Origin of the sequence: Bradyrhizobium sp. (assembly GCF_035484855.1) — a bacterium.
In the GTDB taxonomy this organism is placed as follows: domain Bacteria; phylum Pseudomonadota; class Alphaproteobacteria; order Rhizobiales; family Xanthobacteraceae; genus Bradyrhizobium.
This window is the reverse complement of record NZ_DATHOP010000109.1, coordinates 43429-56593: the sequence shown is the minus strand read 5'-3', so window position 1 is coordinate 56593 and position 13165 is coordinate 43429. Positions and strand designations below refer to the sequence as shown.

General features: G+C 64.3%; 13 protein-coding genes. 7 read left to right on the top strand and 6 right to left on the bottom strand.

Features of this window, described 5'->3' with window-relative positions; genetic code table 11:
* Positions 1-8 precede the first annotated feature (8 nt).
* Both VK804_RS12855 and VK804_RS12850 read right to left on the bottom strand, forming a co-directional pair.
* Positions 9-1199 (bottom strand): hypothetical protein, encoded by a 1191-nt coding sequence (locus tag VK804_RS12855; RefSeq protein WP_414642770.1) that lies wholly within the window; start codon positions 1197-1199, stop codon positions 9-11.
* 174 nt (positions 1200-1373) lie between these two features.
* Positions 1374-2006, bottom strand: coding sequence for a CoA pyrophosphatase (locus tag VK804_RS12850; protein WP_325371192.1), 633 nt, complete (start codon positions 2004-2006; stop codon positions 1374-1376).
* A 77-nt stretch (positions 2007-2083) separates the two neighbouring features.
* On the opposite strand from VK804_RS12850, the gene VK804_RS12845 reads away from it, so the two are divergent.
* Both VK804_RS12845 and VK804_RS12840 read left to right on the top strand, forming a co-directional pair.
* Positions 2084-2509, top strand: coding sequence for a PaaI family thioesterase (locus VK804_RS12845; protein ID WP_325371259.1), 426 nt, complete (start codon positions 2084-2086; stop codon positions 2507-2509).
* Between the two features lie 184 nt (positions 2510-2693).
* Positions 2694-3707 carry an aldo/keto reductase gene (locus tag VK804_RS12840; RefSeq protein WP_325371191.1) on the top strand — a complete coding sequence of 338 codons (1014 nt, stop codon included), beginning with the start codon at positions 2694-2696 and terminating at the stop codon, positions 3705-3707.
* A gap of 48 nt (positions 3708-3755) precedes the next feature.
* On the opposite strand, the gene VK804_RS12835 is transcribed toward VK804_RS12840, so the two are convergent.
* Positions 3756-5309: an alkaline phosphatase family protein gene (locus VK804_RS12835; RefSeq protein ID WP_325371190.1), complete on the bottom strand. Its 1554-nt coding sequence runs from the start codon at positions 5307-5309 to the stop codon at positions 3756-3758.
* A gap of 307 nt (positions 5310-5616) precedes the next feature.
* On the opposite strand from VK804_RS12835, the gene VK804_RS12830 reads away from it, so the two are divergent.
* Both VK804_RS12830 and VK804_RS12825 read left to right on the top strand, forming a co-directional pair.
* Positions 5617-5796 carry a hypothetical protein gene (locus tag VK804_RS12830; protein WP_325371189.1) on the top strand — a complete coding sequence of 60 codons (180 nt, stop codon included), beginning with the start codon at positions 5617-5619 and terminating at the stop codon, positions 5794-5796.
* Between the two features lie 35 nt (positions 5797-5831).
* Complete coding sequence (locus VK804_RS12825; protein WP_325371188.1) at positions 5832-6116, top strand: DUF1488 family protein; 285 nt, start codon at positions 5832-5834, stop codon at positions 6114-6116.
* Between the two features lie 18 nt (positions 6117-6134).
* Here the strand turns inward: VK804_RS12825 and VK804_RS12820 are convergent, their stop codons facing one another.
* Positions 6135-7142, bottom strand: a complete 1008-nt coding sequence (locus VK804_RS12820) for an NAD(P)-dependent oxidoreductase (protein ID WP_325371187.1) — start codon at positions 7140-7142, stop codon at positions 6135-6137.
* A gap of 180 nt (positions 7143-7322) precedes the next feature.
* Positions 7323-8627 carry a Xaa-Pro peptidase family protein gene (locus VK804_RS12815; protein ID WP_325371186.1) on the bottom strand — a complete coding sequence of 435 codons (1305 nt, stop codon included), beginning with the start codon at positions 8625-8627 and terminating at the stop codon, positions 7323-7325.
* 202 nt (positions 8628-8829) lie between these two features.
* Here VK804_RS12815 and VK804_RS12810 point away from each other — a divergent pair, with 202 nt between their 5' ends.
* The 3 genes from VK804_RS12810 (at position 8830) to VK804_RS12800 (ending at position 12091) form a co-directional block, all read left to right on the top strand.
* The gene (locus VK804_RS12810; RefSeq protein ID WP_325371185.1) at positions 8830-9825 is read left to right on the top strand and encodes a LacI family DNA-binding transcriptional regulator; all 996 of its coding nucleotides are present in this window, start codon (positions 8830-8832) and stop codon (positions 9823-9825) included.
* A 237-nt stretch (positions 9826-10062) separates the two neighbouring features.
* Positions 10063-11052: an ABC transporter substrate-binding protein gene (locus tag VK804_RS12805; protein WP_325371184.1), complete on the top strand. Its 990-nt coding sequence runs from the start codon at positions 10063-10065 to the stop codon at positions 11050-11052.
* A 16-nt stretch (positions 11053-11068) separates the two neighbouring features.
* Positions 11069-12091 carry a cobalamin-independent methionine synthase II family protein gene (locus VK804_RS12800; protein WP_325371183.1) on the top strand — a complete coding sequence of 341 codons (1023 nt, stop codon included), beginning with the start codon at positions 11069-11071 and terminating at the stop codon, positions 12089-12091.
* Positions 12092-12103: 12 nt separating this feature from the next.
* On the opposite strand, the gene VK804_RS12795 is transcribed toward VK804_RS12800, so the two are convergent.
* Positions 12104-13147 (bottom strand): hypothetical protein, encoded by a 1044-nt coding sequence (locus VK804_RS12795; RefSeq protein ID WP_325371182.1) that lies wholly within the window; start codon positions 13145-13147, stop codon positions 12104-12106.
* Positions 13148-13165 lie beyond the last annotated feature (18 nt).

Here is a 13165-nt window from a genome sequence, read left to right as displayed (position 1 = left end):
ACGTCGAACTAAAACGCCGCCGCCAATTCCTTCGCGCCGGGCAGCCTGCTGTTGCTGTCCATCCTCTCGTCGGTTACCGCGAGCAGCTTCGCCACCGTGTTGTGGCGGATCGCGACCGGATTGCGCTCGTAGCCAGAGCGCTGGAAGAAGTTCGAGGTCGGGACCACTTCGCGCATCGCCTGCGGCATCGTCACCATGTCGAGGCCGGTGCCGTCGCCGGTCAGGTTCATCATCTCGAGCTCTGCGGCGGTGAGCGGGCGCATGAAACCCTTCTGGCGCGCGAAGATCACCGAGGTCAGGAGCTTGTGGGTCTGCAAGAGCGGACCGACATCGATGTCCAGCACCATGGCATGCAGCGCCCAGCCCTTCGGCGTGTCGCCGACCTTTTCGTGCTGCGCCCATTCGTCCGGCACCGAGCGCGCCAGCGCCACCATCTTCCTCAGCACCTCGATCTTGTGATCCATCGCCTGGCGCGGAGGCCCGCTCAGCGTCGCGGCCTTCGCCGCAAGCGCTTTCACAAATTCGGGACCCTGTTCGGCGAGCAGTTCGACGGTGTTGGTGGTGAGCAGTTGGTTGTAGCCGATCGCGGTCGAGATCGCGCGGGTGCCGTGAAACCCCGATTGCGAGGCATGGGTGCCGTTGCCGCCGGTCTCGAACGCATAGACCCGCACCGCCTGCTCCCGCGTCAGCCCCGCCGCCGCAGCTGTCAACGCATAGGCGCGCTTGAATTCGAGGTCGTTTGCCGGCTGCTGCGGCACGAACTGGAAATTCTCGGCCGCGGCCTTCAGCAGATCGGCGACCACAGGAATATATTTGCGCTCGCGGCGCGGCTCCTGCGGCTCGGGCGCTGACGGCTCCGGGTTGACCGGGCGCGGCGGACCGGCATAGACCGGCGGCTGCGTCAGCACATAGTCGTCGGGCTCGATCTGAACATGCTCGCGCCGCTTGGCGTTGCGGCCGCGCCGCTTCTCGGCGATCGAATTCCAGTAGGCATCGGCCTCCGCCTCGAACGCCGCGCGGGCCTGCCGATATTCGGCGAACTTGCGGCGATATTCGGCGATCGCCTGGGGCGAAGCGGCCTGCGCCATGGCGTCGGACGTTGCGGCCGGCAGCGATCCCGCCTCGGCGGCGACGACCTGCCGCCCGATCAGGAGCAGCGCGAACGTGAACAGACAATTGCGAATCGCATGAGGACGCATGGCGCCGTTGTAGCAAGCATATCGCGCAAGTCAGCCCCCGAAAGGGGTGATCGTCATTCCGGGGCGATGCGAAGCATCGAACTACGATGTGCAATTGCACATCGGAGAATCTCGAGATTCCGGGTCTGGTCCTTCGGACCATCCCGGAATGACGGCTTCGATTGCTTCACGCGGTCACTTCCAGGCGAACACCGGTTGTTCCAACTCGGCGACGCGGGTGTCGCGTCCTGCGAGCACTTCGCGGAACTGGTAGATCAGGGCCGCGGTCGGCGCGTGGATCAATCCGCCGGCGTGGTGAAAGCGGATCACGCGGCGCGTGCTTTCGGGAATGGCGATGAAGTCGAAGGCGTCCTCACGCTCGATGTCGTCGAGCGCGATGCGATGCACCGAAGCGACCTCGCTTGGGTTCGGCGATATCGCCGCATTCGCCCCAGCCCACAGTACGACCGGGGTAATGAGATAGCCGGAGCGCGTCGGATAATCGTCGAGCAGGCCCAGCACATCGGCTTTGCCGAGTTCGAGGCCAAGCTCCTCATGCAGTTCGCGCAGCGCGGCTTGAACCGGGGTCTCGCTTGCGTCACAGCGTCCGCCCGGCAGCGCCCATTGACCGCGATGGGCGCGCAGGGCCGCCGCGCGCTTCGTCAGCAACAGCGCCGTCTCGTTGCTGTCGGAACCTGCTTCGACCAGCGCGATCGCCACCGCGGCGCGTTTCAGCGCGGGCGCGCTCGCGCTCTCCGGCAGCCGCGCAAAGGCGGCGCAGCGCGCCTGGATATTCCGCCTGGTGGCATCGTTGAACGGCCGGCTCATGCCCTTGACTACAACACGCCGCCGCTTGATGAAATGAGGCGAGATGCGAATTCACCGCCGGAACCGGAATGACAGCCATGACCGACAAGGCCGCCGAGAAATTGCTGAAGGCCTCCGGCTGGAGCATCGTCGAAACCACCGGCTTCGTGCACCTGGTCGGGCCGCTGTGGCAAAGAATCGTCGACGGCGCGCATGAATATGCCCTCGTCGCCCAGGACAAGCACCATAACCGGCGCGGCCTGGTGCAGGGCGGGGTGCTGATGACGTTTGCCGACCGCACCTGCGGCATGACGGCGCGCTACGTTTCGGGCAAGACGAAACTCGCGACCGTTCAGCTCGACACGCATTTCGTCGAGTCCGGCAAGATCGGCGAGACCCTGATCTCCAGGCCGCGCGTGGTACGCTCGACCCGCAGCCTGGTTTTCGTCTCGACCGAGGTCACCGTCGACAAGCGCTGTATCGCAATGGCCAGCGGCGTGTTTAAGATATTGAAGAATGAATAAGCCTTCTTCACCTCTCCCCGTTCTTCACGGGGAGAGGTGAAATTCGAGTGTAACTCGAATTTCGGGTGAGGGGCGAGGCACACTGCTCAACCCATCGTCCGCACTCGCTGAGGGAGCCCCTCACCCCAACCCTCTCCCCGCGAAGAGCGGGGCGAGGGAGCACATACTGAGAAGGACTGTCCCCATGCACTACCGCAACCTCGGCCGCAGCGGCCTGAAGATTTCGCCGATTTGTCTCGGCACCATGATGTTCGGCGGCCCGACCGACGAAGCGACATCGACGCGGATCGTGGCGAAAGCGCGCGAGGCAGGCGTCAACTTCATCGACACCGCGGACGCCTATAATGGCGGTAATTCCGAGCAGGTGGTGGGGCGGGCGATTTCCAACAGCCGGCACGGCTGGGTGCTCGGGACCAAACTGGCCAACCAGATGGGCGACGATCCCAATCGCGGCGGGCTGTCGCGGCGCTGGGTGCTGCAGGCGGCCGATGAAAGCCTGAAGCGGCTCGGCACCGACTATATCGACATCTATTACCTGCATAAGGAAGACCATTCGACGCCGCTTGGCGAGACCGTGCGCGCCATGGGCGAACTGATCCAGGCCGGCAAGGTGCGCTATTTCGGCGTCTCGAACTATCGCGCCTGGCGGGTCGCGGAAATCTGCAACATCTGCGACGATCTTGGCATCGACCGCCCGATCGTCAGCCAACCCTATTACAACGCCATGAACCGGATGCCCGAGGTCGAGCATTTCCCGGCCTGCAATTACTATGGGCTGGGCATCGTGCCCTATAGCCCGCTGGCGCGCGGCGTGCTGACCGGCAAATACGCCCCCGACACAGCCCCCGACAAGGAGACCCGCGCCGGGCGCAACGACAAGCGCATGATGCAGACCGAGTGGCGGCCGGAATCGCTGCAGCTGGCGCAGGAGATCAAGCAGCATGCGGAGAAGAAGGGCATCACCGCCGGGCAATTCGCGGTGTGCTGGGTGCTGAACTCCGCCTTCGTCAGCGGCGTGATCGCAGGTCCCCGCACCGAGGCGCAATGGGACGACTATATCCGCGCGCTCGACTACACGTTCACCGCCGAGGATGAGGCGCTGATCGATCGGCTGGTCGCATCAGGCCATCCGTCGACGCCGGGTTTCAACGATCCGGGCTATCCGATCGAGGGACGCAGGGCGCGCACGGCGGGGTGAAGCGCCTGCGACCGACGCGGCAATGTCAGCGTCGGTCGCTGTTCGTGACTATTTCTTTCGGCTCGACTTCTTGGTGGTCTTTTTGCCGCGGCTCGGCGCGCTGCGCGACGGCGCGGCAGGCCGTGCTGGACGAGCCTTGCGGCTGCGCTGCGCACGGTGTTCGCGACGCTGCAGGTGCTGACGCCAGGCGGCGGTGCGGCCCTGGATATACTCGGCGACGGCGCCGCTGGTCGGCAGATCGGGCATCGTATGCTCGTCGTAACTGCCTTGCTGGTTGCGCAGCGGCAGGGTTGAGACCTTCTCGGCATGCAGGCGCTCCATCACCGATGGCTGCGACAGGTCTTGCTGCACGTCCACGGGCACCGTGGCGGAGACCGGAATCTCGACGCCTTGCAGCGGATCGTCCGAGAGCGGCCGCGGCGTCGCCAGCGTCAATACGTCGCCGAGATCGGGGGCCGCCTTGTCGCGCGCGGTCAGCGGCGGGATGTTCCAGCGCAGTTCGATCGTCTTCAGCACCGAGGTGTGATCGATGGTGCCGCGCTTGGCCCGGAACACGGTGCCCGGCGCGATCCGCGGTGAAATCAGCAGCGCCGGCACGCGGACGCCGAAGCGGGTGAAGTCGAAGCCGAACTCGCCGGCGGAGTCATCGGGCGGAACCGCGCCCCAGGGCGGCGCCACATGGTCGTAATTGCCGCCATGCTCGTCATAGGTGATGATCAGCAGCGTATCGTTCCAGTTCGGGCCATTGCGCACCGCGTAATAGACGTCGTGCATCAGCTTCTCGCCCAGCGCCACGTCGTAATTGGGATGCTGGCTGTTGCCGTTGGCGCCCCAGTCCGGTTCGAGGAACGAATAGGCCGGCAACGTGCCGTCGTCCGCCCGCTCCTGGAAGTCGCGAAAATGCCCGTAATGGGTATCGGGCGCCGCGCGGGTGTCGGGAAAATCCATCCGCGTCATCGGCTCGCTGTTGTAGCCGTAGATCCCCCAGTCGACGTTGCTCTTCGACATCTGCCCGAAAATGCTGGTCGTGGTGAAGAACTTGGCGTGGGCGTTTTTCAGGAAACCGAGCGATGTCGCCGCCGCCGCAAACCCCCGGTTCGGCAAGGTCTGGGTCGGCGCCGAAGAGAACCAGTGATCGCAGACCGCAAAACCCCTGGCGAGAGCGGACATGATCGGCAGCATCTGCGGGGTATACATTCCCATGATTTCCGATGGATCGGTGCCCGGCAGCGTATCCTTGAACCCATTGGCGAGATCGGAGGCGATCGCGGCCTTGAAGTCGATCAGGAAACCCTTGTTGGCGGGAATCTGGTTCGGCTTCGGAGTGTCGGTCGAGAACAGCTGATAATTGGTGTGCTGATATCCCTCGCCGGGATCAGCGCCCGGCATCCGGTAGGGATGCGGCGAAGAGCTATCGATCTTGTAGACCTTGAACTCGCGGCCGGTGTCGTCGGGATTGGACTCGTTCCCGGTCAGGCCTTCGTAGGGCTGACCGCCCGGGGTCTTTTGGCCCTCGTAGAGAAACCCCAGCATCTGGTCGAACGAGCGGTTTTCCAGCATCAGCTGAACGATGTGCTTGATAGCGCCGAGTTGATTGGCCATTGGCTCATGATCCGTGGTTGCAATGATTTATCGTCTAATGGATTGATCGTGACGCAACTCATGATTGTGGCAGGACCCGCCGCCGTCAAGCAAAAAATGGCTTCTCGGAACCGGTTTAGCCGCGACGCTGTAGCCCGACGCAGGTCGCGCCTTGCGCAATAATCCCCGACGGTTTGCGAAGCCGATGCCGGAGAACGCCGACCGTGGAGAAGAAAGTCGTGGCTATTCGGGCTTAAAAGGCGCAATGCGAGGGTGGCAGGATGGTTTGCGCGAAACGTTGCGAATACCGGGCCGCAAAGGAAGCTCCATGCAAATTCTCTCGCCGCGCCACGTCAAGACCGAAGAGTCGCTGCGTCTCGGGGTCGGTGAGGGCTGGTACTCGACCAAGGTGAGCGGCACCTTCGTCACCGGGCCGCACGTCACGCGGGAGGATTGCCTTTCCAGGATCGCCGAACTCAACCCGGCGCCGGCCAAGAAGAAATTCTGACGACCCGGCCGATCGCCAATCGAGGAGGCTTCGAGATGGCCCTCACCGAAGGCCAGTTTCAGGACTACGACTTCAACCGCAGGGTCGTGTTGTTCACGATGAAGAATGACGAGGCCGTTGTCGCCTGCGCCATCTCCACCGACGCGATGGATTTGATCGAGGGAACCTCGCGCACGACGCCCGAGCAGCGCCAGCAGCAATTCTTCCGGCTGCGCGACCGCATCGAGGCGCGCGCGGCGCGGAAATTCAGCGATGTCGAGCTGGAGGGCAACCCGCCGGGCGTGATCCTGCGCACGATCGACTTCCGGCCGGAGCTGTAGTGAAGCCGCGGATTTAATCTAGTCTTCGGTCTCCAGTCCGGTCGGCATCGGCACGTTTTCGGGCTCGAGCTTCAGGCCGGCGGCGAGCGCCACGGTTTCGATCAGCGCGGCAAAATCCTTTTCCAGATAGGCCGATGGATCCGGCTTCAAGGTCGCCGCGCCAAAATGGCTCTGCAGCGCCTCCCTTGTTGCGGCCGTCACCGGCATGGCGACGCCGAGCTCGCGGGCGGCCTGCAGGCCGAGATCGAGGTCCTTGCGCAGCAGCGTCGGCGTAAAGGTCGTGGTGAGGTCGAGATTGACCAGCGCGTTGCTCTTGTATTTCGTAAACGTCGAGCCGAGCACGCTGGCATTCATGAAGTTGAGGAAGGCGTGGCGCGGCACGCCGGCCTTTTGCGCCAGGATGGTGATCTCGGCCAGATTCTGGATCACGACGCCGAGGAAGACGTTGTGCGCGATCTTGCAGATGCGCGACAATTCGCCCTCGCCGACATAGGACACGCCGGAGGCGGCGATGATCGCCAGATAAGGCTGCACTTGGTCGAAGGCAGCCTTGGGACCGGACACGACGGTGGAGAGCTTTCCGGCCTTGACGGTCTTGCCGTTGCCCGAGACCGGCGAAGAGATGAATTCGCAGCCCAGTTGCTTCAACCGCGCGCGGATCGCTTCCGACTGTTCGACCCCGATCGAGGAGCAGTCGACCAGGATTTTCGGCCGCGGCCCGGAGGCGCTCGCAACCAGGCCGTGGTCGCCGAAATAGACCTGTTCGAGATCCTTGCCCGTCGACACCATCGTGAACACGATGTCGCAGCCGGAAAGTTCGCTCGGTTGGTCGACGATGCGCCCGCCCTTCTTCGCGAGCGGTTCGGCTTTGGCGCGGGTCCGGTTCCAGATCGCAACATCGTGGCCGGCCTTCACCAGCCGCTCCGCCATCGGATAGCCCATCCGTCCCATGCCGATCCAGCCGAGGGAATGTTTTGTCATGTTCTTGCTCCTGTTTGCGTTTGACTGCGGGCGAAGCGACGGCATACTCAAACCTCTATCCGTCATCCCCGCGCAACGGCTTCGCCGTTGTCGCTGAAGGTGCGAGCCTCTTCGGCGAGCCTCGAAGGATGACAGCCACCAGCCCGGCCGTTCATCCTTCGAGGCTCGCCCTGCGGTGCAAGGGCACCGCAGCGCTCGCACCTCAGGATGACGGATCGAACGTCCTCAATACCTGTTCGCGATCGGCAATTCTTCCGCGGGGAACAGCGTGATGACCTGGCACCCCCGGTCGGTGACGACGACTTCCTCTTCGATCCGCGCCGCCGAGAAGCCATCCTTGGCCGGGCAATAGGTCTCCAGCGCGAACACCATCCCCGTTTTGATCTCCATCGGGTTTTCCAGCGACACCAGCCGCGAGATGATCGGGCGCTCGTGCAGCGCCAGCCCCAGCCCATGGCCGAACTGCAGGCCAAACGCCGCCATTTCGCTGGGGAAGCCGAATTCTTCCGCCTTCGGCCAGACCTTTGCCACCGTGTCGGTGGAGACGCCCGGCTTGATCAGCGCAATGGCGTCGTCGAGCCACTGGCGGCACTGCTTGTAGGCGTCGTGCTGCACCGGCGTGGCGCGGCCGATGTTGAAGGTGCGGTAATAGCAGGTGCGGTAGCCCTGATAGGATTGCAGGATGTCGAAGAAGGCCTGATCGCCCGGGCGCAGGATGCGGTCGGTGAAATTGTGCGGATGCGGGTTGCAGCGCTCGCCGGAGATGGCGTTGATCGCCTCGACGTCGTCGGAGCCCATCTCGTAGAGGATCTTGTTGGCCAGCGCCACGATGTCGTTCTCGCGCACGCCGGGCTTCAGCGCCTCGTAGATCGAGTGATAGACGCCGTCGACCATGGCGGCGGCCTGGTTGAGCAGCATGATCTCGTCGATGTTCTTGATCTCGCGCGCGTCCAGCATCACCTGCTGGCCGTCGACCACCTTCATGCCGGCCTTCTGCAGTTCGAAGAACATCGCGGTCTCCGCAATGTCGACGCCGACCGGCATGTCGGCGACGCCGGCTGTGCGCAGCAGGCTCATGACTTCCTCGGCATGCGCCTTCATCAACCCGACCGCCGGCGGCACGGTGCCGCGCATGCCGAGCATGCCGGCCTTGCAATTCTCCGGCAGCAGCCAGTCGCAATTGATGCGGTGATGCACCGCGGCCGAGCCAAAGTCCCAGACGATCGGCTCGCCGTCGCCGGCCAGCAGCGCGAAGCGACAGAGCTTGTCGCGCTCCCACTCGCCGATTTTGGTGCCGCTGACGTAGCGGATGTTGTTGACGTCGAACAATAGCAGCGCGCCGCAGCCGGACGCCTTCAGCGCCGCCCGCGCACGCGCGAGGCGATAATGGCGCAGCCGGTCGAAATCGATCCGGCGCTCGAAATCGACCGACATGTGGCCATGCGCTGGGATCGCACGATCCCAACGCCAATGCGGCTCAAGATGTTCAGGGCGGATCAGATGCGGCGACAGCGCGTTCGGAACATTCATGGGGGATGACCGGCTGGAGGGCGTTGCAATCGATTGCATAAAGGGTTTTATAGGCGTGTGTCAAGGACGCGGCGGGCTTTCTAAATGCCCGATACCGGGCGTTGGTTGCGATGCGGAAGACCTTCGAATGACGCACAGAGGCAGCACAGGATCAGCGCGAGCCACAAAGCCAACGGCTTCCTCGCGCCCGACGATAAAGGATGTGGCCGAAAAATGCGGCGTGCACCCCTCGACGGTGTCGCGCGCGCTCTCCGGCGCGATGAGCCATCTGGTCGCTCCCGATGTCGCCAGGCGCATCCGCGCCGCCGCGGCCGACCTGGGGTATCAACCCAATGTGATCGCCGCCGGCCTGCGCACCGGGCGAAGCGGCCTGATCGGCGTGCTCGCCCCCGACATCGCCGACCCCGGCTTTCCGCCGGTGCTTTCCGGCATCACGGAGACGCTCGGCGCCGAGGGTTATGCGACCATCGTCGTCGACGTCGGGCCCGATCCCTCGCGCGAGCAGGAACTGGTCGAACGATTGATCGCACGCGGCGTCGACGGGCTGGTGCTCGCCACCGTGACGCTGGACGATCCCGTGGTCGCCCAATGCCGCGCCGCATCGATCCCGGTCGTGCTGGTCAACCGAAGCGATGCGGCGCGAGCGCTGCCGGCGGTCGTCACCGACGACGAAGCGGGCATGCGGCTTGCGGTCGACCATCTCGTCGGCCTCGGGCACAAACGCATCGGCCACATCGCCGGGCCGCAGCATGTTTCGACCGGCGCGCTGCGCCGGGCCGGCTTCAAGACGGCCACCGCGCGCGCGGGACTTTCGGCGCGGGACATCGCCATCGAAACCGCGCGTGCCTATACCCGCGAGCAGGGCCGTCTCGCTGCGCTGCGTCTGTTCGACCGCAAGACTATGCCGACCGCTGTCGTCGCTGCCAACGACCTGCTTGCGCTCGGCGTCTATGACGCGCTGTCCGAGCGCGGCCTGATTTGCCCGGCCGACATCTCCGTGGTCGGCCACAACGACATGCCCTATGTCGACATGCTGTCCCCGCCGCTGACCACCGTGCGCATCGCCCAGCGCAGCATGGGCAACCAGGCCGCGCGCCTGCTGCTCGACGCCATCGCCGACCCCGCCGCACGCAGGGAACGCGTGGTGCTGGAGCCAGTGCTGATCGTGCGGGGATCGACGGCGAGGCCAGCAGGGTAGAGTGGCGCGCCAGTCGGCGCCAGCGACCTGGCCATCGCAGGCCTCAACCGCACGTTGGTCCAGGATACGCTCAATATCTGCGCGCGAAATCGGCCGATCGAAGCTGAATTTCGAAGTTCGACCGGACCTCTCGAGGCCGCCGGCAATCGGCTCTTGTGTTGCCCGGTATCTTCAGACACGATTTGCCAACGCTTCGGCGTGCGCCAGACGGGCGAAAGAAAATCCAGGGAGCAAACGGTGATCCGACTAGTCGCAGCGCTGATCGCGCTTCTTTCCCTTGTTCCCGCCGCTTCTGCGCAGGACAAGCCGCCGGCCAAGGCGGTGCTGCTGCTCAACTGGTATGTCTACAGCGAGCATGCGCCGTTCTTCCTCGGGCTGGAGCGCGGTTATTTTGCCGAGGAAGGGATCGACCTGCAGATCCAGGAAGGCCGCGGCTCGGTTCCGACGGTGCAGGCGGTGGCCGGCGGGTCAGCCGATTTCGGCTATGCGGACGTGGCCTCGATGATCAAGGCCGCGGCGCAAGGCGCGCCGGTGGTGACGACCGGCGTGCTGCTGCAGAAGAGCCCTATGGCGCTGATTGGTCTGGCCGAACGCAACATCCATTCGCCCGCGGACATGCGCGGCAAGACGGTGGCGCTGACGCCGGGCGATTCGCTGTCGCTGGTGTGGCCGCTGCTGTTGAAGAAGATGGGCCTGAAGGAGGACGAACTCACCATCGTCAGCGGCGACCCGCAAACCAAACTCAACGCCGTGATCAACGGCCGCGCCGACTTGATGCTGGGCTATCTGAATGACCAGAACCTGCGGATCGAGAAGGCCACCGGCAAGCCGGTGACGGTGATTCCGTTCTCCGATTTCGGGGTCAACCTGATCAGCTCATGCATCGTCGTCAACAAGGACATGCTGGCGAAGAATCCGGAATTGGCCCGCCACTTCATGAAGGCCGCCGCGCGCGCCGTGCAGGCCACCGAGAAGGATCCGGAGGCCGCGGTGGATGCGCTGCTGAAGGCCTATCCCAAGGCCGGCGAGCGCAAACTGCTGCTCGACGGATTGAAGCTGACGCTGCCGCTCTATCACACCGAGGAAACCAAAAGCCTGCCGCCGTTCCAGGTCAGCCCGGCGAATTTTGCCAGTTCCGTGTCCGTGCTGGTGGAATATGCCGGCGTCAACAAATCCGCCGCGGACCATCCGCAGGATTTCTACGCGCTGCAATACCTGCCGAAATGAGCCAGGAGAAAAAACCATGACAGGTCCCGCCATCAAGACCACCACCGTCGGCTCCTATCCGATTCCCAGCTGGCTGGTGGCGGCGCCGTCGGAGCAGGCGCTATCGGATGCGACGCGCGTGGTGATCGCGACCCAGGAGCATTCCGGCATCGATCTGGTCTGCGACGGCGAACTCTACCGGTTCGACATCAATCACCCCGAGACCAACGGCATGATCGAATACTTCGTGAAACCGATGCGGGGCGTCCGCACCGAGATCGGTTTTGACGAACTCATGGAATACCGCGCCCAGCCGGGCATGCGATTCCGGACGCGACCGCCCGCCGTGGTCGACGGCGCGCTCGGAAGCGGCACGCTCAATCTGGCCGATGCCTGCGCGCGGGCCAAAGCGCTGGCGAGCCGGCCGCTTAAATTCACCGTCACCGGTCCGCACATGCTGGCGAAAACCGTGCTGAACAAGCATTACAAGGACACGCCTTCGCTGTGCATGGCGATCGCCGACGTGCTGGCGCAGCAGGTCAGCCACATCGAGGCCGACGTGGTGCAACTCGACGAGGCCAATCTTCCCGGCCATCCCGAGGAATGGGAATGGGCGGCGGCCGCCATCAACCGCGTGCTCGACGCGGTCAAGGGCAAGGCAGCAGTGCATCTCTGCTTCGGCAATTACGGCGGCCAATCGGTGCAGAAAGGCAGCTGGAGCAAGCTGATCGCCTATCTCAACAGCCTGCATGTCGATCACATCGTGATGGAGAACGCGCACCGCCCCTTAGGCGAACTCGCCGTGTTCCGCGACCTGCGGCCGGAAATCGGCATGGGGCTTGGCGTCATCGACGTCAAGCGCACCGAGATCGAACGCGCCGACGAGGTCGCGCGCTCGATCGAACAGGCCGAACAGGCGATCGGCGCCGGCCGCATCCGCTATGTGCATCCGGATTGCGGGTTCTGGATGCTGAGCCGCACCATCGCCGACGGCAAGATCCGCGCCCTGGTGCAGGGACGGGATTTGTTCGAGGGACGGCTGAAGACGGTGGCGGCCTGACGCGCGACGGCTTCAATCGCCCTGCTGATCGTAGGCGGTTTCCCAGAACACTTGCTTCCAGTCGGTGACCTCTGACTTCAGACTGCCGATGCGGTTGAGGAACGCCGCGAAATAGGCGATGCGATGCGGCTGCGAGGTGAACTCGAAGCCGGGATCGTTGAGCAGGGCGAACAACTCGTCGACGCTTTCGGAGGCGTTCTGGGCCTTTTTCCACAGCACCGCGGCGGCGCGCTTGTCGGCGTTGCATTGCTTGATCGATTGCTCCAGCGCGTTGGCGACCGCCTTGAACAGGGTCGGGTTCCTGTCCCTGGTTTGCTTGCTCGCGAGCAACGTGACCTGCGTCAGCGGCCCGCCGAACACCTCGCGGCTGTCGGCGACGACATGGGCACCGGGCAACCTCAACCCGCGATCCGTAAAAGGCTGCACGCCGATATGCGCGGTTACGGTGGCCGAACCGTAGCCCGCCGAGAGGGCTGCGACCGCATCCGCGTGGCCGAGGCCGACCGTGAGATGATCGAGGCGATGCGGGTCGTTCCATAATTTCTCCGCCGCCATTTCCAGCATCATCGCATTGAAGGAGATGCGCACCGACGGCACCGCGATGCGGTCCTTCTCGGTGAAATCGGCGATGGTCTTGACGTTCGGATTGATGGTGTAAAGCACCATGGCGCCGTTCGACATGGTGCCGACGGCCTTGACCTCGTTGGGAGTGCCATGGGTCTTGTCCCAGAGCGTCAGCACGGACGGCAGCGCGGCCGCGCCATAGTCGGCCGACCCCGACAGCAACGCATCGATGACGGGCGCCGGGCCGCTCAAGGTCGTAGCCGTGGCGTCTACCTTGCCAAGCCCGAGCTTGCTCGCCTCCTGCTGCAGTACGCCGCCTGACACCATCATGTCGACGGGAAGATAGAGCAGCCCACGCTGCTGGACGAAACTGACCTTCAGCGGGGTTTGCGCTGATGTGATCGCGGGCGCCGCGATAAAACTGGCGCCACCGGCCATGGTGGCGATGGCATGTCGCCGGCTCACCAGCCGATCGCGCTTTTTCACCGGCATTTTCTCAGCTCCCGATCC

What these genes read in the sequence shown, in the direction of transcription:
- VK804_RS12855 (WP_414642770.1), bottom strand. Translation starts at nt 1,199, where the DNA reads ATGCGTCCTCATGCGATTCGCAATTGTCTGTTCACGTTCGCGCTGCTC.
- VK804_RS12850 (WP_325371192.1), bottom strand. Translation starts at nt 2,006, where the DNA reads ATGAGCCGGCCGTTCAACGATGCCACCAGGCGGAATATCCAGGCGCGC.
- VK804_RS12845 (WP_325371259.1), top strand. Translation starts at nt 2,084, where the DNA reads ATGACCGACAAGGCCGCCGAGAAATTGCTGAAGGCCTCCGGCTGGAGC.
- VK804_RS12840 (WP_325371191.1), top strand. Translation starts at nt 2,694, where the DNA reads ATGCACTACCGCAACCTCGGCCGCAGCGGCCTGAAGATTTCGCCGATT.
- VK804_RS12835 (WP_325371190.1), bottom strand. Translation starts at nt 5,309, where the DNA reads ATGGCCAATCAACTCGGCGCTATCAAGCACATCGTTCAGCTGATGCTG.
- VK804_RS12830 (WP_325371189.1), top strand. Translation starts at nt 5,617, where the DNA reads ATGCAAATTCTCTCGCCGCGCCACGTCAAGACCGAAGAGTCGCTGCGT.
- VK804_RS12825 (WP_325371188.1), top strand. Translation starts at nt 5,832, where the DNA reads ATGGCCCTCACCGAAGGCCAGTTTCAGGACTACGACTTCAACCGCAGG.
- VK804_RS12820 (WP_325371187.1), bottom strand. Translation starts at nt 7,142, where the DNA reads ATGCCGTCGCTTCGCCCGCAGTCAAACGCAAACAGGAGCAAGAACATG.
- VK804_RS12815 (WP_325371186.1), bottom strand. Translation starts at nt 8,627, where the DNA reads ATGAATGTTCCGAACGCGCTGTCGCCGCATCTGATCCGCCCTGAACAT.
- VK804_RS12800 (WP_325371183.1), top strand. Translation starts at nt 11,069, where the DNA reads ATGACAGGTCCCGCCATCAAGACCACCACCGTCGGCTCCTATCCGATT.
- VK804_RS12795 (WP_325371182.1), bottom strand. Translation starts at nt 13,147, where the DNA reads ATGCCGGTGAAAAAGCGCGATCGGCTGGTGAGCCGGCGACATGCCATC.